The organism is Kitasatospora sp. NPDC058243 (genome assembly GCF_042882025.1).
Classification (GTDB): domain Bacteria; phylum Actinomycetota; class Actinomycetes; order Streptomycetales; family Streptomycetaceae; genus Kitasatospora.
Genome location: NZ_JBHVWW010000048.1, coordinates 50,069 through 68,190 on the forward strand (window position 1 = coordinate 50,069; position 18,122 = coordinate 68,190).

Annotated in this window: 19 protein-coding genes; 7 read left to right on the forward strand and 12 right to left on the reverse strand. The window is 75.3% G+C overall.

Annotation, left to right across the window (positions count from 1 at the left end):
* The coding region (locus ACFVX9_RS27075) for a hypothetical protein (protein ID WP_387983942.1) at window positions 1-207 on the reverse strand (207 nt) is incomplete at its 3' end.
* A 147-nt stretch (window positions 208-354) separates the two neighbouring features.
* Between ACFVX9_RS27075 and ACFVX9_RS27080 the strand changes: the two genes are divergently transcribed.
* Window positions 355-534, forward strand: coding sequence for an antitoxin (locus ACFVX9_RS27080; protein ID WP_063350839.1), 180 nt, complete (start codon window positions 355-357; stop codon window positions 532-534).
* A 143-nt stretch (window positions 535-677) separates the two neighbouring features.
* On the opposite strand, the gene ACFVX9_RS27085 is transcribed toward ACFVX9_RS27080, so the two are convergent.
* Complete coding sequence (locus ACFVX9_RS27085; RefSeq protein ID WP_380494460.1) at window positions 678-851, reverse strand: hypothetical protein; 174 nt, start codon at window positions 849-851, stop codon at window positions 678-680.
* A gap of 74 nt (window positions 852-925) precedes the next feature.
* On the opposite strand from ACFVX9_RS27085, the gene ACFVX9_RS27090 reads away from it, so the two are divergent.
* On the forward strand, window positions 926-1,546 hold the full coding sequence (locus tag ACFVX9_RS27090; RefSeq protein ID WP_387983945.1) for a TetR/AcrR family transcriptional regulator: 621 nt from the start codon (window positions 926-928) through the stop codon (window positions 1,544-1,546).
* Here the strand turns inward: ACFVX9_RS27090 and ACFVX9_RS27095 are convergent.
* Together ACFVX9_RS27095 and ACFVX9_RS27100 are read right to left on the reverse strand one after the other, a co-directional pair.
* Entirely contained in the window at window positions 1,533-2,060 is a 528-nt protein-coding gene (locus ACFVX9_RS27095; protein ID WP_107452797.1) for a DinB family protein, read from the reverse strand. The two genes, ACFVX9_RS27090 and ACFVX9_RS27095, sit on opposite strands and share 14 nt — an antisense overlap.
* Before the next feature lie 37 nt (window positions 2,061-2,097).
* Window positions 2,098-3,429 (reverse strand): MATE family efflux transporter, encoded by a 1,332-nt coding sequence (locus ACFVX9_RS27100; protein WP_387983948.1) that lies wholly within the window; start codon window positions 3,427-3,429, stop codon window positions 2,098-2,100.
* Window positions 3,430-3,558: 129 nt separating this feature from the next.
* Here ACFVX9_RS27100 and ACFVX9_RS27105 point away from each other — a divergent pair, with 129 nt between their 5' ends.
* From ACFVX9_RS27105 to ACFVX9_RS27125, 5 genes are all read left to right on the forward strand, one after another.
* Complete coding sequence (locus ACFVX9_RS27105; RefSeq protein ID WP_380377702.1) at window positions 3,559-4,095, forward strand: PadR family transcriptional regulator; 537 nt, start codon at window positions 3,559-3,561, stop codon at window positions 4,093-4,095.
* A 187-nt stretch (window positions 4,096-4,282) separates the two neighbouring features.
* On the forward strand, window positions 4,283-5,152 hold the full coding sequence (locus tag ACFVX9_RS27110; protein ID WP_063345995.1) for a class I SAM-dependent methyltransferase: 870 nt from the start codon (window positions 4,283-4,285) through the stop codon (window positions 5,150-5,152).
* Between the two features lie 303 nt (window positions 5,153-5,455).
* Complete coding sequence (locus tag ACFVX9_RS27115) at window positions 5,456-6,340, forward strand: oxaloacetate decarboxylase (RefSeq protein WP_380377699.1); 885 nt, start codon at window positions 5,456-5,458, stop codon at window positions 6,338-6,340.
* Window positions 6,340-6,639, forward strand: a complete 300-nt coding sequence (locus ACFVX9_RS27120) for a hypothetical protein (protein ID WP_208869031.1) — start codon at window positions 6,340-6,342, stop codon at window positions 6,637-6,639. Before ACFVX9_RS27115 ends, ACFVX9_RS27120 begins: the two co-directional genes overlap by 1 nt.
* Complete coding sequence (locus tag ACFVX9_RS27125) at window positions 6,636-7,706, forward strand: bile acid:sodium symporter family protein (protein WP_063345997.1); 1,071 nt, start codon at window positions 6,636-6,638, stop codon at window positions 7,704-7,706. Before ACFVX9_RS27120 ends, ACFVX9_RS27125 begins: the two co-directional genes overlap by 4 nt.
* A 95-nt stretch (window positions 7,707-7,801) precedes the next feature.
* On the opposite strand, the gene ACFVX9_RS27130 is transcribed toward ACFVX9_RS27125, so the two are convergent.
* The 8 genes from ACFVX9_RS27130 to ACFVX9_RS27165 form a co-directional block, all read right to left on the reverse strand.
* Window positions 7,802-10,564, reverse strand: a complete 2,763-nt coding sequence (locus ACFVX9_RS27130; RefSeq protein WP_380483792.1) for a BTAD domain-containing putative transcriptional regulator — start codon at window positions 10,562-10,564, stop codon at window positions 7,802-7,804.
* 163 nt (window positions 10,565-10,727) lie between these two features.
* The gene (locus ACFVX9_RS27135; protein WP_063345999.1) at window positions 10,728-11,570 is read right to left on the reverse strand and encodes a hypothetical protein; all 843 of its coding nucleotides are present in this window, start codon (window positions 11,568-11,570) and stop codon (window positions 10,728-10,730) included.
* The gene (locus ACFVX9_RS27140) at window positions 11,567-13,381 is read right to left on the reverse strand and encodes a GMC family oxidoreductase (RefSeq protein WP_380483794.1); all 1,815 of its coding nucleotides are present in this window, start codon (window positions 13,379-13,381) and stop codon (window positions 11,567-11,569) included. Before ACFVX9_RS27140 ends, ACFVX9_RS27135 begins: the two co-directional genes overlap by 4 nt.
* The gene (locus ACFVX9_RS27145) at window positions 13,378-13,737 is read right to left on the reverse strand and encodes a hypothetical protein (protein ID WP_380377694.1); all 360 of its coding nucleotides are present in this window, start codon (window positions 13,735-13,737) and stop codon (window positions 13,378-13,380) included. The genes ACFVX9_RS27140 and ACFVX9_RS27145 overlap by 4 nt, the downstream gene beginning before the upstream one ends.
* Window positions 13,738-14,023: 286 nt before the next feature.
* Window positions 14,024-15,070, reverse strand: coding sequence for a TIGR03617 family F420-dependent LLM class oxidoreductase (locus ACFVX9_RS27150; RefSeq protein ID WP_363373142.1), 1,047 nt, complete (start codon window positions 15,068-15,070; stop codon window positions 14,024-14,026).
* Window positions 15,071-15,152: 82 nt separating this feature from the next.
* Window positions 15,153-16,325, reverse strand: coding sequence for an NADase-type glycan-binding domain-containing protein (locus tag ACFVX9_RS27155; RefSeq protein WP_380483796.1), 1,173 nt, complete (start codon window positions 16,323-16,325; stop codon window positions 15,153-15,155).
* A gap of 3 nt (window positions 16,326-16,328) precedes the next feature.
* On the reverse strand, window positions 16,329-16,946 hold the full coding sequence (locus ACFVX9_RS27160; protein ID WP_380429348.1) for a phage tail protein: 618 nt from the start codon (window positions 16,944-16,946) through the stop codon (window positions 16,329-16,331).
* Window positions 16,943-18,122, reverse strand: a 1,180-nt coding sequence (locus ACFVX9_RS27165; RefSeq protein WP_387983956.1) for a putative baseplate assembly protein, incomplete at its 5' end; no start/stop codon positions are given. The genes ACFVX9_RS27160 and ACFVX9_RS27165, both read right to left, overlap by 4 nt.

Below are 18,122 nucleotides of genomic sequence, written 5' to 3' on the forward strand. Positions count from 1 at the left end.
GTCCGTGTGGACGTCCGCCCCGCCTTCCCTGGCCAGCAACAGCGGGGCGGCCAGGGCGGCGCCGTTCAGGGCTGCTCCCGCCCTCCGGACTGTGGCGGAGCGCGGGCGCTGGTCCCGGCGCTGCTGGTGCGGTATCGGGGTGGACTGGTCGAGCGGGCTGGTCGGGCGGAGGGGCAGGGAGATCGGGCGGCGGGCTCGTGGCTTCAAGGCGACTCCTTCCGGCGGTCCGTGAACTCCCGATTTGACATGACCGGCATCACGTTGCCAAGGCCGCCGCGCGGCCGCGGGATGCGGACGGCGGCGGAGGCTGTGATCCTGGAGGGGTGGGGCCGTCTCTTCCAGGAGCGTGACCAGATGTCCATGTTGGATAAGCTCAAGGGCCTGTTGAAGGGCCACGAGGACCAGGCCGACAGGGCCGTCGACAAGGCGGGGGACGCCGTCGACGAGCGCACCCAGGGCAAGTACAGCAGCCAGGTGGACGCCGCCCAGGAGCAGGCGAAGAACCAGTTCCGCGACCAGCCGCCGCAGCAGTAGCAGCCCGAACCCGCCGTACGCCTGGGGCCCCGGTCAGGCCCGCCCGGCCGCACCGGGGCCCAGCCGTTCCGGGCCGGGGTTCAGGCGTTCCGGGCCGTCGTTCAGCCGTTCCGGGCCGGGGCCGAGCCGTCCTGGACCTGCGGTCAGGCGCCCTGGTCCGGCGCGGCCTCGGCTGCGGGCTGCCGGGCCCCCGCCTCGCCGTCCGTGCTCCCGGCCCCGCAGTTCTCGCACGGTTGCGGCCCGGGCCGCTCGCGCAGGCGCCCGCACTCCGGGCACACCCGGTCCAGCCAGCAGGCCGCCTCTCCGCCTTCGTCCATGCCTCCGATTCTGGCCGAAGCGCCCGCGCCGAGGCGAGTAGACACTGTCTACAGCGGCCTGGTAGACAAGGCCCATGACCGATCAGGAGAAGGACCTGCGCGCGCGCCTGGTGGCCGCCGGCGTCGAACTGGTGACCAGGGAGGGCGTCCACGCCCTCGGCCTGCGCGAGATCGCCCGGCAGGCGGGGGTCTCGCACGGAGCCCCCCGCCGCCACTTCCCCACCCACCGCGAACTGCTCGCCGCCATCGCGCGACACGGGTTCGGCAGGCTCACCGACACCCTGGCCGGCGCCGACGCGCTGGCCGCCACCACCGGCGCGGCCCCCCGCACCCGGCTCGACGCGCTCGCCCGCGCCTACCTCGGCTTCGCGGCGGCCAACCCCGGCATGTTCGAGCTGATGTTCCGTCACGACCTGCTGGAGGGCAGCGGAGCCGAGCTGCGGCAGACCACCCTGCCGATGTTCCACACCGTCGCCCGCCTGGTCGGCGAGGCCCGCCCGGAGTCCACCGATCCCGGACCGGCGGCCGCCGCACTGTGGGCGAACCTGCACGGCCTGGCCCAACTGCGCGCCTGGGGCAGCCTGCGGCTCATCACCGGCGGCGAGGACGTCGAACCGCTGCTGCGCGCCGCCCTGGACGCCCACCTCGGTCCGGCTCCCGGGGCCCTCCCCCAGGGAGCCGTCACACGCCCGTGAGGCCGTCGATGCTCTCCCGGAGCAGGTCCGCGTGGCCGTTGTGGCGGGCGTACTCCTCGATCAGGTGCACCAGGATCCAGCGCAGCGAGACGGTCTCCGAGCCGAACACGGCCGCCGCCCGCTCGGAGAGGCGTCCGGTGTCCTCCAGCGCCGCCGCGGCGGTCAGTTCGCGGCCCTGCTCGACCTCCGCCCGCCAGTCGGCCAGCGCCTCGGGCATCCCCCGCTCCGGGGTGAGCGCGTAGCCGCCCTCGCCGTCCGCGCCGTACAGCGGCGGCGCCTCCCGGCCGGCCAGCACCCGCTGGTACCAGGTGCGTTCGACCTCGGCGAGGTGCTGGACCAGGCCGAGCAGCGTCATCGTCGACGGCGGGACGGCCGCCAGCCGGACCTGCTGGTCGTCGAGCCCGGCGACCTTCTGCACGAGAGTCGCCCGGTGGAACTCCAACCAGCCTTCCAGCATGGCGCGTTCGTCCGCGTGCGGGGACGGCAGCGGCCGCCCGTCGAGTGTCGGCCCCATGGGCTCCACTGTGGCACAGTCGGGCGACCGGAGGCGATCATCCGACCGGCTCCAGGGCCCGGTCGCCCTGGTCCGCCAACGGCGCGGGCCGCCTGGCCCGGCGCCGGGCCAGGAGCGGCAGCAGACCGAGCTGCACGGCCGCGCCCACCGCCGGCCCCACCCACACCCCGGTCACCCCGAGCGGCCCCGACAGGGCCGCGGAGGCGGCGAGTTGGGCGCCCAGTCCGAGCAGCACGGAGAGCACCAGCGGCCGACCGGCGCCCACCGCCTGGTGCACCCCGCCGAGGGCGACCACCAGCGCATACGGGAGCAGGTATAACGCCGCCATCCGCAGGAAGCCGACGGACTGCCCGGCCACCGCCGGGTCGTCGGTGAACAGCGCGGTCAGCGGGGCGGCGAGCGTCGCGGACAGCACCGCCGCGACGGCGCCGAGGAGCGCAGCGAGGCGTCCGGTGGCGCGGTGCAGCACGCCCAACTCGGTGGCACGGCCCGCGCCGCAGAGGCGGGCGGCCTCGATCGCGGCGGCTTGCCGGAGCGCGTAGAACGCCATGGTGACGACCAGCAAGGCCCGGTAGCCGATGCCGTACCCGGCCACCGCCGCGACGCCGAAGCCTGCGACCAGGGCGAGTTGGGCCGTGCCGACGGCCATCCGGGCGGTGAAGTCCAGGCCGAACGGCGCTCCCGCGCGGACGATCCGGCCAGCCGCCGCGCCGGTTCCCCCGGGGGGTGCGGGCAGCCGCGGCCGCAACCGCAGGGTGACGGCGAGGGCGACCGCCCGCGAGCCGGCCAGGGCCAGCGCGGCGCCCGTCACCCCGAGCGCGGGCACCGGGCCGGCGCCGAGGACGAGCAGCGGGTCGAGGGCGAGCAGCAGCGCGTTCGACAGCAGGGCCATCCGCATCGGGGTGCGGGTGTCGCCCGCGCCCTTGAACAGTTCGTCGGCGACGCGCTGGCCGGAGAACAGGGCGAACGCCGGGAAGGCGACGGTGAAGTAGTCGGCGGCGAGGGCGGCGGCGGCGCCGTCCAGGAAAGCGCCGGCCAGGCGGTCGCGCAGCAGGAAGCCGGGGACTGCGAGCGCGAGGCTGCCCACCGCGCAGAGCCGCCAGGCCGCGCGGGTGGTGCGGGCGGCGTCGTCCCGGTCGCCGGCGCCGAGCGCGCGGGAGAGCCGCACGCTGGTGCCGGAGCCGACCACCAGGACGAGCCCGAGCAGCAGGTTCTCCACGGTGCCGGCCAGGGTGACGGCGGCGACGGCCGCCCCGCCGAGGCCCGCCACCCAGAAGGTGCCGATCACCGAGGCGATCACGTTGGACAGCAGTTCGACGTAGACCGGTCCGGCCAGTGCGGCCAGTCGTCGCGACGGACGCCCGTGCATGCTTCCTCCCCGTTCCGCCACCGCCTGTCGGTGGCTCACCTCGAATAGAGATACCTCGTATCGAGGCACATCGACAAGAGGTAACATGGGGCGCGCCACAGGGCGCACTCCGACGAAAGGGCTTCGACCGTGCTGACCCTCGCGATCCTCGGCTTCCTGTACGACCAGCCGCTGCACGGCTACCAGCTCAAGTCCCGGATCACCGGCCTCACCGGCCACGTCCGACCGGTCAGCGACGGCGCGCTCTACCCCGCCATCGCCAGGCTGGAGAAGGCCGGACTGCTGCGCCGCCGCGCCGAACCGGGCACCGGGGCCGCACCGCGCCAGACGCTGGAGCTCACCGAGGAGGGCCGGGCCGAGCTGCGGCGCCGGCTGGCCGACCCGGAGCAGGCCGAGATCACGGACCAGATCCGCTTCTTCGCGCACGCCGCCTTCCTGCACCACCTGGCCGACCCGCCCGCGCAGGCCACCGTGCTCCGGCGCCGGCTGGCGTTCCTGGACGAGCCGAGCAGCTTCTTCCACGACGGCGAGGGCCGCGCGGTCACCGCCGAGCTGGAGCCGAACCCCTTCCGGCGCGGCATGCTGCTGGTCGCCCGGGCATCCACGGCGGCCGAGCGGGCCTGGCTGACGGAGACCATCACCGAGCTGGACGGCCAGGCGCACTGACCCGTGAGGCCGGGGACGCGACCCGGCGCGCGCGTTCGCACAGCAGCGCGAACGCGCGAAATCGCACCGTTGCGAACCGGCTCCCGGTCGGCCTCCGCGTCGCTATGATGATCGGCCTCACGTCCACGGCATCCCCTCCGCGGCGTGAACCCGCCACCGCGCCCCGCCCGCCCTCCTGGAGGCCGCCGTGCCCACCGCCGAGACCACAGCCACCCGCCCCGCGCCACTGACCCGGGACGACATCCCCGGCTGGTTCTTCCGTCTCGACCGGGCGGCCTTCGGCCACCTGCTGGCGGCCCAGACCACGGCGGGCGCCACCGGCGACATCCTCGAACTCGGCAGCTACCTCGGCCGCAGCGCCGTCCTGCTCGGCGACCACCTCCAGACCGGCGAACGGCTGACCGTCTGCGACCTGTTCGACTCCGAGGCGGGCGACGCGGACAACGCCGCCGAGATGGCGATGTCCTACCGCAAGACCCTCACCCGGAGCGCCTTCGAGGCCAACTACCTCGCCTTCCACGGCGAGTTGCCGGAGATCGTGCAGGCGCCCACCTCGGTGCTGGCCGACGGCCGGATCCCGGCCGGGAGCTGCCGGTTCGTCCACGTCGACGCCTCCCACCTGTACGAGCACGTCGCCGGGGACATCGCGGTGACCAGGGCGGCGCTCGCCGACAACGGCGTCGTGGCGCTGGACGACTACCGCTCGGAGCACACCCCCGGCGTGTCGGCGGCGGTCTGGGAGGCGGTCTTCACCGGCGGCCTGCGGCCGGTGCTGCTCACCCCGATGAAGTTCTACGGCACCTGGGGCGACGCCGCGGCGGTCCGGCAGGTCCTGCTCGCCCGCGACTGGCGGGCCGAGGGCTACACGGTGGACGACGACACCATCGCCGGGGAGCCGGTGCTGCGGCTCAACTACCAGGTCAAGGCCCCCGTCCAGCAGTCCACCTCGCGCCGGCTGGCGCTGGACCTGCTGCCGCCGGTCGCCACCCGGGCGACCCGCCGGGTGCTCCGGACGCTGCGCGAGCGCCGCGCCGTCCGCCCCGTTCCGGCGTCCTGACGCACCGGCGCGCCGACGCGCGCCCGCAACTCCCCCCGCCACGGCTACGGCTACGTGCTCATCGCCGAGGTCGCGGGATTCTCCGGCGACCGGGCCGACCGGATCAGGGCGGTGGCGTGGATCTTCCACGCCACCGCCCTTTTCATATGTCTGACATATATTCAATTCCGCGCCTCACTCGAATGAGTGAATCTCTCTTAAAGATTTGCCCACGGAACGTTAAAGGCCACATAGTGATGGCACCTCAGTTTGGTCTAGGGAAGACCAAGTTCAGGCAAAGCCACCGCGAGTGAGGAGAAGGCCATGTTCCACGGAACCACGGCGTCGGGCCACGGGCAGCGGCTCCGCGAGGAGATCGCGAGCCCGGGAGCCACGCCCCTCATCGGCGTCTACGACATGTACTCGGCCTCCATCGCGGCCGAGCACTACAACGGCATGTTCGTCTCCGGATTCGGCTTCGCCGCCTCCTACTACGGCCTGCCCGACATCGGATTCATCGCCTGGCCGGACATGGTCGGCTTCGTCGAACGGTTGCGCGGCGCCTTCCCCCGGCACCATCTCCTGGTCGACATCGACGACGGCTACGTCGATCCCGAGGTCGCCTGCCACGTCGTGCGCAGGCTCGAACGCATCGGCGCTTCCGGCGTCATCCTGGAGGACCAGAAACGGCCGCGCCGCTGCGGCCACGCCGACGGCAAACAGGTCCTCCCGCTGGAGGAGTACCTGGAGAAGCTGGACCTCGTCCTCGCCAACCGGACGGACCTCCTGGTGGTCGCCCGCACCGACGCCACCGAGGAGGAGGACATCCTGCGCCGCGCCCGGGCCCTCGCCGCCACCGACGCCGACGTGGTGCTGGTCGACGGGGTGCGCAGCGAGGACTGGATCCGGCGGATCCGGGGGGTCGTCGGCGACAAGCCGCTGCTGTTCAACCAGATCGCCGGCGGCAAGTCCCCCCGGCTGTCGCTCTCCGAGCTGACCGAGCTGGGGGTGGACGTCGCCATCTACAGCACGCCCTGCCTGTTCGCGGCCCACCGGGCGATGGACGAGGCGCTGGCCGGGCTGAAGGTGGCCGACGGGCGGCTGCCGGCCGACGCCGGGGAGAGCCGGCAGATCGGCGTGCGGGAGTCCACCGAACTGCTGGAGCGGAACATCGCGCGCTCCCGCCCGTTCGCGGGGGTGACGGCGTGATGGCCGGGCTGCGCGGTCCCGCCCCGCCCCCGGCGGCCGCCGTCCTGCGGGCCACCGCGCTGGGGCTGGCCGGGGCGTGCGGCCTGCTCGCCGGCGCGGCGGCGCCTGCGGCGGCGGGCGGGGGGCTGATCACGCTCGTCGACAACTCCAACGCCGACTCCTGGGTGGAGATCGATCGCACCGCCAACGTCCAGAACGGCAGCGGCTCGGCGGGCAGCGACCACGACGGCGCCGGGTCCCTGGTGGGCGGCCTGCTCGGGTCCGGCCCGGGCGGGGCGGCGATCGGGGGTGGCCGATGACCGACGACACCGCCCGCCGGGGCCGGTGGCGCGGGCTGTGGCCGCGCCGGCTCGACCCGTACCTGGCCGCGCTCGCCGGGGCGGTCGGCCTGGCCGCCCTGTTTCCGGCCACCGGGGGCTCGGCGCGGGTGGCGGCAGTGGCCTGCAACCTGGCGGTGGCGCTGCTGTTCTTCCTCTACGGCGCCCGGCTCTCCGCCCGCGAGACGCTGGCCGGGCTGCGCCACCTGCGGCTGCACGGGCTGGTGCTCGCCGCCACCTTCGGCCTCTTCCCGCTGCTCGGGGCGGCCACCGCGCTGCTCACCCCCGTCCCGCTCAGCGGGCAGTTGCAGACCGGGGTGCTGTTCCTCTGCCTGCTCCCGTCGACGGTGCAGTCCTCGGTGGCGCTGACCGGCGCCGCCGGGGGCGACGTCCCGGCGGCGATCTGCGCCGGGACGTACTCCAGCCTGGCCGGGCTGCTGCTGACGCCGCTGCTGGCGGCCTGGCTCCTGGACGTGCACACCGCGCTGTCGGCCGAGGGGCTGCTGCGGATCGGGGCCCAGTTGCTCGCGCCGTTCCTGCTCGGGCAGGTGCTGCGGCCGTGGATCGGCGCCTTCCTCACCCGGCACAGACGGGTGCTGACGCCGGTGGACCGGGGCTCGATCCTGCTCGTCGTCTACACCGCGTTCAGCGCGGCGACGGCCCAGGGCAGCTGGGGCCTGGCCACCCCGGGCGCCCTGCTCGGTCTGCTCGCGGTGCTGCTCGCCCTGCTGGCCGCCGCGCTCGCGGTCACCGGGCTCGGTGCACGACTGCTGGGGCTCGACCGGCCGGCCACCATCGCGGCGGTGCTGTGCGGCTCGCAGAAGAGCCTGGCAAGCGGCCTGCCGATGGCCACCGTGCTCTTCGGGCCCCAGGCCGGGCTGCTGGTCCTGCCGTTGATGGCGTATCACCAGCTCCAGCTGGTGGTCGGCACCGTGCTCGCCGGACGCTGGGCCCGCGCGCCGGATGCCACGCCCGCCGGGCAGGCCCCGCCCGCCGATCGGGTACCGGCCGCGCTCACGGGGCCGGGCGGGCCGCCCGTTCCCGGGTGAGCCGGCGCCTGGGGCCAGCGTCTGCGGCCCGGCGTCTGGGGCCTGACGGCGGCACCCGGCCGCGGTGTCCAGCCGGGCACCGCGGCCGGCAGCCGCTACCCGTTCCCGCAGGTCCGTACCGCTGCGGCGCGCGCGTAGTAGTCGGCGGCGTCGGCGGTGAAGCCGTCCTGTTCCGCGAGGCGGCCCGCGCGGTCGAAGTGGTGCCACGCCTCGCCGTTGCGGTCCAGGGTGGACAGGGCCCTCCCGCAGATGTCCAGGAGCATCGCGCGGCGCGCCACGACCTGGTCCTCCGGGGCGAGGTCGAGCGCGCACCGCGCGAGGGTGAGCGCCTTCGCCGGGCGCTCGTTCAGCAGGTGGTACCGGGCCAGGTAGTAGGTCGTGAGCATCTCGGTCTGCGGGCTGCCGGCCCTGCGGGCGAGCTGTGCGGCCCGCTCGTAGCCGAGGCCGGCCAGGTTCGTGTCGCCGAGCGCCTCCCGGGCCTGGGCCAGGTTGGCGGTGGCGATCGCCTCACCCTCGGTGTCGTCGGCGCGCCGGGCCAGGTCGGGCGCGCGCAGCAGGTGCGGCAAGGCCTCCTCGTACCGGCCGTTCTGCCCGAGGACCCAGCCGAGCAGGCTCCTGACGCGGGATTCCGCGTCGGCCTCGGCCAGTTCGACGGCGGAGCCGAGGGCGTGGCCGAGCGGAGCCTCCCAGTCGGCTCCGGGCTGCTGGACGACCAGGGGCCACAGCAGCAGGGCGAGTCGCCACGCCCGGTGGTGGTGCCGGCCGGCGGCGGCCGCCGCGGTGGCGGCGACGAGGTTGCGCCGTTCCCTGGCGTACCAGGCCATGGCCTCCTCCCGGTCGGCGAAGACGGGCGTCGACACCGGCGTCCGGAAGTCCTCCGGGAGCCGGCAGCAGGGTTGGCTGCCCGCCACCGCCGCGCTCGCGGCGGCCAGGGCGGCGTACAGGTAGTGGTCGAGGAGCGGAAGGAGGCGGTCGCCCCCGGGGGCGGGGCCGAGCGAGCGGGCGAACAGCCGGATGAGTCCGTGCAGGGCGTAGCGGTCGTGCCCCCGCTCCTCCACCAGGTTGGCGGCGACGAGGCGTTCCAGCACCGCGCGGCTGCCGGCCGGGCTGTCGTCCGCCAGCGCGGCGACCGCCGCCACGTCGATGTCGGGGCCGAAGTGGTGGGCCAGCAGCCGGAGGACGGCGACCGCGTCCGGCGGGAGGTGGTCCACGCTGACGCGCAGGACGGAGGCGAAGTCGATGCCGTCCACCGCGAGGAAGGAGATCCGCCGCTGCCCGTCGCGGAGTTCCTCGACCGCGTCGCCGAGCGAGCGCTCGGGTCGCACCGCCAGCCGGGCCGCCGCCAGTCGCAGGGCCAGCGGCAGCCCGTCGCACAGCCGCACCAGGCGCCCGGCGGCGCCCGGTTCCGCTCCGACCCGGTCCGGGCCGAGGATGCGGGCGAACAGTGCCTCGCCCTCCCCCGGCCCGAGCCGGTCCAGCAGCAGGGGGCGGGCGCAGTCGCCGGCGACCAGGCTCTCCAGCCGGTTGCGGCTGGTGACGACGGTGGCGCAGCCGTGGGCGCCGGGGAGCAGCGGGCGGACCTGGTCGTAGCTCAGCGCGTCGTCGAGGATGACCAGGAGGCGGCGGTTGCGGAGCAGCGAGCGGTAGAGCGCCTCGGCTGCGGCGGTGTTCTGCGGGATGTCGTCGGGCTGGATGCCGAGCGCGCCGAGGAAGTCCCGGATGACGAAGGCGGGGTCGGCGATCGGGGCGGTGTCGATGAAGCCGCCGAGCCGGGCGAAGAGCACGCCGTCCGGGAAGTCCGCCGCGGCCTGTTGGGCCCAGTGGGCCACCAGCGCGCTCTTGCCGATCCCGGCCGGCCCGGTGACCAGGCAGATGGGCGAGTCGTGTGCGGTGTGCCGCACGGCCGCGTCGAGGGCGGCGAGTTCACGCTTGCGCCCGGTGAAGCCGGCCGGTCGGCGGGGCAGCAGGAGCGGTCGCCGCAGGTCGTTCGCGCCCGGCTGTCCCGCATGTCCCGCGCCGCGGTGCGCGTCGGCCTGGCGGTGCGCGGCCTGCTGCCCGTGGGGGTCCCCGGGCCGGTGCGTGTCCTCCCGTCGGCGTGCGGCGCGTGGCGGGCTGAGGATCCGGTCGTAGGCCTCGACCATCGCGGGGCCCGGGTCGACGCCCAGTTCGTCACCGAGCAGTCGGGCCGTCCGGTGGTAGAGCTCGATGGCCTCGGCCTGCCGGTTCGTCGCCAGCAGGGCGTCGAGCAGGAGCGCCACCAGGGATTCGCGCAGCGGATGCCGGTCCGCCGGGCCGCGCAGCACCGCGACGGCCTCTTCGGCGCGCCGGCCCGCGGTCAGCGCCTGGCCGAGCTCCTCCACCGCGCCGAGCCGCGCCTCCTCCAGTTCCGCTGCTGCGGCGACGACCGGGGGTGTGCCGCAGAGTCCGGCGAGCGCCGGGCCGCGCCAGAGCGCGAGGGCCTTGCGCAGCGCCGGGATCCCGGCCGGTGCGCCGTCGCCGGTGCGCGCTTCGGCGACGGCGGCGCGGAACCGCTCGCCGTCGATGTGGCCGGACGGCGCCTGGAGGAGGTAGCCGTCACAGGCGGTGGCGATGGTGACCGGGCCCACGGGGTGCAGCAGCCGGCGGAGTTGGGAGACGTGCCCCTGGATCACGGTCTTGGCGTGTCTGGGCGGCTGCTCGCCCCACAGGGCGTCGGTGAGGCGGTCGTTCGTGACCAGCGCGTCGTTGGCGAGGAGGAGCATCGCCAGCAAGGTCCGGCGTTTCGGTGGCCCGATCTCGACAAACTGCCCGTTGCACCGGACTTCCACCGGTCCGAGCAGCCGGAATTCCAACAAGGGTCCCTCCCCACTGCCGATCACCTGCGCAATGGGTAAGGCTACCCTTGTCAGTGGACACTCACGCGCACACCCCCGGCTGCGGAGGAGCGGTCAGGGGTGCACACGAGAACGGCGTCCACGGTCCGCCGCCCGCCCACTCAGGTGGTGTCGACCCTGACCGTAACCCGCCCTCGACTGATGGGCGTCACCGGACGTAGTAGGCGCGGTTGTGGGCGGCGACCGGCGGGGACTGGTAGGTCCAGACCCCGGCGGCCGGGGCGTCGGCGATCAGGTGGGCGAGGTCGCGGGCGGACTCCTCCGCGGGGTTGCCGAGGTCGAGCCGGACACGGTCGGCGGTGCGGTCGTCCAGGGCGTAGTAGCGGTAGGGGTGGTAGACGTTGAGCGGGCCGGCGAGCAGCTTGCCCTCGTCATCGGTGCCGTAGCCGGTGATCGGGGTGTTGTTGACGGATTCGGCGGTGAGGCCGATCAGGTTCACGTCGAGGGCGAGGAGTTGCTCGTCGTGGCGGCGCAGCCCGTCCTCCCCGAGGGTGGCCCGGCGGCAGGAGACGGACCAGCGCTCGCGCACGGCGGGGGCGTTGAGCGAGGGCAGCGCGGTCTCGAACCAGCCGGGGTGCTTGGGCTCGGCGTACAGGCGGCGCCCGGCGTCGATGGCGAGCGGGTTGTCGCACAGGACGTGCAGGCGGGCGATGCCGAGCAGCTTGGTCTGGTCGTAACCCCGGGCGTACTGGCCGTAGTTGAGGACCGGGAGGCGGTCCCCGGCGAACACCGGGTGGGCGACCAGGTTGATCTCCAGCTCCTCGGTGATGCCACCGCCGTTCGGGTACTGGGCGAAGTACAGCTGGTAGTTGAGGGACACGCAGGCCCCGCCGTCGAACACGGCGGCGGTCAGGCCGGGGTGGCGCTTGCCGAGCAGTTCGCGCGCCCGCTCGGGCTCGACCAGGTAGTCGACGCCGATGTTGTGCAGCGCGCCGTAGTGGAAGGGCAGGTGGTACGGCTCCGGTACGGGCGGGAGCGGCAGGCCGGTCATGGTGTCTCCGGAAGGGCGGGCGAACGGGTGGCGGGCGAAGGAGCGACGGACGAAGGGGTACCGGCGACGGACACCGGGTGGTGCAGGTCCAGCAGGTCCTGGTGGATCCGGTCGGCGCTGCGCAGGGCGAGGGCGGCCATGGTGAGCGAGGGGTTGGAGGTGCCGAGCGAGGGCATCGAACCGCACCCGACGGCGTACAGGTTGGGGTGGTCCCAGCAGCGCTGCCAGTGGTCGACGACGGAGGTGGCGGGCGAGTCGCCCATGACGTGGGTGCCGCCGGCGTGGCCCGCGCCCCGGTACCCGTAGGCGGTTCCCAGGTGTTCGAGGCGGCCCGGCCACTGCGGACCGGCCGGGTAGGCGGTGTGGTCCTCGGCGCCGAGCAGGGCGAACAGCTGGTCGGAGACGGCCCGGGCCGAGACCATGCCCGCGCGGACGTACTCGTCGAGGTCGTAGCGGACGGCCGGGCCGGGGAGGCCGAGCGGATCGCGCCGGTCCGGGTCGAGGGTGACCCGGTTGGCCGGGTCGGCGGGCTGCTCCAGCTCGAACTGGAGCGAGAACTGACGGCCGAGCCGGTCCCCGAGGCGTGCCCGCAGCTCCTTGCCGCGCAGCCCGGCGGCCAGCAGTGCGGCCGTCTCGGCCTCGGGGGAGCCACCGGCCCAGGACCAGCCCCAGTTGCCGATCTCGATCCGGAACGGGGCCCGGCGGGCGCGGGCCGGGCCGAAGCGGAAGGCCTCCAGGCCGCTGGTGGAGCCGGGCCCCCGGTAGGGGCCGACCTGGCCGGGCATGAGCCCCCAGGTGAGCAGCGCCGGGTGGTCCATCAGGTTGCGGCCCACCTGGTCGCTGCGGTTGGCCAGGCCGGACAGGAGCAGCAGCCGGGCGTTCTCGACGGCGTGCGCGGCGAGGACGACCAGGTCCGCGTCCACCCGGTGGGCCGCGCCGCCGGCCAGGTACTCCACCCCGGTGGCGCGCCCGGTCACCGAGTCGGCGAGCACCCTGGCCACCACGGCCCCGGTGCGCAGTTCGACGCAGGGCGCCCAGCGGGCCTGGGTGCGCAGCGGCGTGTACTTGGCGCCGGTCGGGCAGACCGGGACGCAGCTGGCGCTGCCCGCGCAGGGCGGGCCGAAGCTGTCGCCGGGCCGGGTGGGCAGGCCGTTGCGGGCGTGCGGGGTGCCGGTGACGGCGAGCCGGGCGGGGCCGGACATGGCGGGGTCGCGGACGGTCCGGCCGTCGAGGGCGTGGGCGAGCCGGCGGTCGAGGTGGCTGGCCGGGATGGCCCGCATGGGGAAGGCGTAGTCGTCCGGGATCGGCAGTCCGACGGCGCGGCGCTGCTCCCCGGCGTCGGCGGCGACGCCGAGTTCGTGTTCGGCGGCGCGGTAGTACGGCTCCAGGTCGTGGTAGCCGATCGGCCAGTTGCGGCCTCGGCCGAGGTCGCCGGTGCGGAAGTCCTCGGGGTGCATGCGCGGGGTGAGGCCGGTCCAGAGCAGTCCGGTGCCGCCGTTGGCGCGCAGGTAGCCGCTGGCGTAGGGCAGCGGGCCGTCCTGCCGGAGGTGTCCGGTGGCGGTGAAGCCGCCGCCGGGGAGCCCGGTGAGGTCGGTGACGTCGAGGGACGGAGCGTCGGGGTGGTGCGGGTAGGGCGAGGTGGGCGGGCCGCCGCCGGCCGCGCGGAAGGCGGCGGCGGTCTCGGGCCCGGAGGGCGCGGCCCGGCCGGCTTCGAGGACGAGGACCCGCCGGCCCTGCACGCCGAGGCGGTGGGCGACCAGCGTTCCGGCGAAGCCGGCACCGACCACGACGACGTCCCAGCGGGCGGTCACCGTTCCTCGCCCCCTCGGGGTGCCTCGGCCCAGCTGCCGTGGCCGGGGGCGGCGGCGCCGGGCGGGTCGGCGCGGAAGGTCCGCCAGGCCAGGCCCTGGTCGTAGGCGCGGGCGGAGCTGGGGGTCTCGCCCGGCCAGGCGCCGACGTACCAGAGGTGGACCAGGGCGTGGTCGTCGCGGACCCGGTGGGCCAGGGCGGTGCGGTGGTGCTCGTGCGCCATGCCGGTGGCGCGCAGCTCGGGCTCGTCGAAGCCGGTCAGTTCGGCGCAGACGCGCAGGAACTCGTCGAAGTCGGCGAGGTCGTCGGACGCCCCGAACTCGGCGAGGCAGTCAACGGCAGGATGGTCGTCTGGCACGGACAAGCGGGCACCCCCACGGTCGTCGACGGTGGCCAAGACATGACAGACCGTTGGGTGGGTGAAGTCGGCGGCCCGTCACGGTCTGCCAGCGCGATCCTGCCGCCCGCCGTCGTCACCGGGAACCCGTTGCCCGAATGTGCCCGGTCTTGGCCGTCTCCTGCCCGATCGGCCGCCCACCGCGTTCGGTCGGCGGCTGTTTCCGGTCGGGGAGCGGGGGCTGGCGAGGGTACGGCGAGAGGCCCGGCGGGGCCGGGCGGAGGTCCGACGAGGGGTACGGCGGGGGTCAGCCGAGGGCGCGGACGGCCGCCAGGACGTCGAGGCCCAGCTCCGGGTCCGCCTCCTCCGGCAGGCTGACGGACAGCCGGTCGACGAGGCCCGCGTACCGGCGGGTCAGCTCGCGGGCGACGTCCTCGACCGGACCGGACACCGCGAAGGTGTCGAACACCTCGTCGTCGATCAGTGCGGCCATCTCCGCCCAGCGGCCGCGCACCGAGTGGGTGTGCAGTTCCTCCTGGAGCCCCTCCCACCCGTGCTGGGCCAGCACCGGACGGTAGGCCGGGGTGGAGGCGTAGAACGCCAGCCGCTCCCGCACCCCGGCCCGGTTGGCCGCCAGTTCCTCCTCCGTCCGGCCGGTGGCGGTCAGCACGCTGCCGGCGACCTCGAACGGCCGCGCCGTCCACGGGGCGCCCTCGGCCTCGGCCTGCGCCCGGGCCCCGGTCAGACCGGGCAGCACCTGCTCGGCCAGGTAGGCGGGCGACGAGAACGGGTGACTGAGGAACCCGTCGGCCACCGCCCCGGCCGTACGGGTCATCAGCGGCCCGACGCCGGCCAACAGGATCCTCGGCACCCCGGCGGGGACGGGGTCGGGCGAGAAGACCGGCGTCATCATCGTGTGGGTGTAGAACTCGCCCCGGAAGCGCAGCCGTTCGCCGGTCTGCCAGCTGTGCCAGATCGCCCGCACCGCGTGCACGTACTCGCGCATCCGCGCGGCCGGCCGGTCCCAGGGCATCCCGAAACGCTTCTCGATGTGCGGCTTGACCTGCGAGCCCAGCCCGATGACGGCCCGTCCGCCGGAGGCCGCGTGCAGCCCCCAGGCCTGGTAGGCGAGCGTCATCGGGGTGCGGGCGAAGGCCACCGCGATGCCGGTGGCCAGCTCGATCCGCTCGGTCCGGTCGGCGGCGCGGGCCAGCTGGAGGAACGGGTCGTACGCGGTTTCGGCGACCACCAGGCGGTCCATGCCCCGGCGTTCGGCCCGCTCGGCGGCGTCGAGGATCCCCGCCGGGTGCCCGGAGGCGGTGGCGTCGAGACGGAAGGCGGGGGGTCGGTGCATGGCGGTGCTCCTGGGCGCGGGCTGCGGCGGTACCCGGGTAGCCTCCCACGCCGCCGCCCGGGCCCACCTCCGCAGCCTGCCCTCAGCGTTTGAAGAACTCCACCTCGGCCAGCGCGATGGGGATTCCGGGCCCCGTCCCGGCGGCGGCGCGGACGACCATCGTCACCTTCACGACGTCGCTGACGCCGGTCAGCACCGTCTGCGGGCCCGGCTTGTCGTTCAGCGTCACCTTCTGCTCGTGCACCTTGCCGTCCGAGGTCGTCATCCGCAGGTCCAGGGCGGTGGGCCTGGCCTGCTGCTGGAACTGCTGCGGCTCGGTGGAGGAGCCGGTGTGGATGATGACGTCCACCAGCCGGAACGGGCGGGCGAAGGGGAAGCTGATCGAGTCCCCGACGTTCGGCGCCCCCCAGTAGGTGTTGCTCAGCCCGTCGACGGTCAGCTTCGCGGGATGGCCCTCGACCTCCGCGCTCGCCGCCGCCCCCGTGGGGGAGATCGCCGAGGCGTCGCGGAGCTTGTCCAGCACGTCCTCGTAGATGTTCCGCCCCGCCGGGTAGAACAGCACCCCCGCGACCACCAGCGCCGCCAGCACGAGCAGCGCGATCATCCGGCGCAGGGTGCGGCCGGAGCCGCCGATGCGCACGCGGCGCCGGAACGGCCAGCGGGTGCGCCACCACGGCAGGGCCGCCACGAGTTCGGTGGGGGTCAGCGGTTCCGCGCACCGCCGGCAGAACTTCCGGTCGGGCCGGTTGGGCGTGCCGCACCGGGGGCAGGGTGGGCCGACCTGGGCCTCGTCGGCCGCGGCCGGGCGGACGGTCGGGCGGGGCGCGACCGGCTTGGCGGGCTGCACCGCCACCGGGTCCGCCGCCGCCGGCTGCCGGGCGGCCGTGGGCTGCGGCGGCACCGCACCGGGGCGGACCGGCGGCACCTCGGAGGCGGGTGCGGGTGTAGCAGCGGGCGCGGCGGCGGGCGGCCTCGCCGGCTCGGCGGGCCGGGCGGCAGGCGGTTCGACGGGCGCCGCGGACGGCCGCACGGGCGGTTCCTCGCGCGCCGCGCCGGCGGGCGGAGCAGCGGGCGCAGCAGCGGCAGCAGGCGGGGCGGCGGCGGGCGGAGCGGCGGCAGCAGGCGGCGTGGCGGCAGAGCCGGGAGCCGCGGAGGTGGCGGCAGCCGCCCCCGACCAGCCGAGGTAGGCACCGCAGTTACCGCAGAAGTCGTCCCCGTCCTCGTTGGCCACTCCGCACTCGGGACACGTACGCATTGCTCAGCTCTCTTCCGCACCGAGTGGACCGAGTGGACCGGATGAACCAGGTGAACCAGGTGGACCGGACGGACCAGGCGGCCCGGACAGGACCTCCACCCGGCAGGTCAGGTGGACCGGGCAGGACGCCCGGACGACAGCCAGCACCTGCTCCTCGTCCACCGCCGGGGTGCGCTCGGGCCAGACCCGTACCAGCAGTTCCCCGGAGGGCGCGGGCGGCAACTCCGCGCCCGCGGTGGTGGACCAGGCCACGCCGCCGCCGTCCACGATCTGCGCGCCGACGCCGAGGATCAGCCGCAGCCGTTCCCGGAGCCCGCGCCGGGTGCCCCGCCACCGGTGCAGTTCGACCGCGCGGCCGACCACGGCCCGGCGGACCTCCTCCGGCCAGGCCGGGTCGGTCTCGACGGCGACCCAGTCCGCCAGCCACTCGACGAAGTCGGCCGGGGCCAGGCGCGGTTGGAAGTAGGCGGGCAGGTTGTCCAGGGTGGCGAAGACCGGGGCGAGGACGGTGTCCAGGCCTGCGGTGAACCGCTGGGCGAAGTCGTCCTCGGCGTAGAGCGCGGGCAGGAGTTCACCGATCGGATGCGGGCTGGGCAGCCCGGGGACGGCCGCTCTGCTCATCGCTGACCGTCCGCCGGGAGCGCGGCGACCACGACCTGGTGCTGGTGCGAGAAGACCAGCGCGTCCGGGGCGACGTCGACCCGTTCGGCTGGCGCGCCCCGGCGCCCGGTGATCGGATCCGCCGGGAAGAGCCGCAGTTCCTCGACCGCCGTGACCCCGGCCACCTGCTGGAGCACCGCGAACACCTCCCCGTACTGCACGGCCCGGCCGAACGGCCAGCCACTTCCGTCGGCGCCGCCGCGCAGCGGGTTGAGGTGCCGGAACAGGGCCGCGAGCGCCGCCTCCCGGACCCGGTCGCCGTCCGGGGAGCGGGTCGCGAGCCGGGCGACCACCGTCACCCCCTGGTAGTCGGGCGGTTGGACGACGAGCCGGGTGCCGACGAGCCGCCGCTCGTCCAGGGCCGACGCGATGGCCGACAGCACCTGCTCGCCGGGGATCAGCTGCTCGAACCGCAGGCGGTCGCCCTCGTCCGCGACCGCGTCGGGGACCACCAGCACCCGCACCGCGCCCGCCTCCCCGGCGACGGCCGGCGCGCAGCGCACCCGGGCCGCCGAGGGGGCGGCCTGCCGGGCGATCAGCTCGAAGTCCCCGGCGGTGACGGCCCGTTCCTGGAGCCGCAGCAGGTGGGGGGCGCGCACCTTGGCGTTCTCCACCGTCTCGCCGTCGACCCCGCCCCTGGCCGCCTCGCGGTTGTCGACCCTGGCCACGTACGGGACGGAGCTGCGCAGCACCGTGATCGTCGCCCGGGCGACGTTCCCGGCGGTGCCGCCGCCCGTGCGGTAGTGCGGTACCCGCAGGTGCGCGCCCTTGGGCGGCACCGCGCCGAAGGCGTGCAGGCCGCCGTCGGGTTCCCGGACGGCGGGCGGGAACGCGAACTCGCCCGTGGTCGCGTCGATCACCACGTGCCGGTCGGTCGGCGCCGAGTCGCCGAAGTGTTCGACGGCCGTCCACCGCTCCCAGCCGTCGCCGGCCGCGACCTCGACCACCGGGGGCCCGCCGTCGAGCAGGACGGGCGGCCTGGCGAGCCGGAAGCGCTGGCCCGCGACGCCCTCCGAGGTGCCGAGCGGCGCGTCGGTCACGGTCTGGGCGTGCACGACGGTCGCGGTGCCGCCGACCGTGAACACCTCCGCGCGGCGGATCGTCGGGGACTCCGCGTAGAACGGCTGGCCCGGCTCC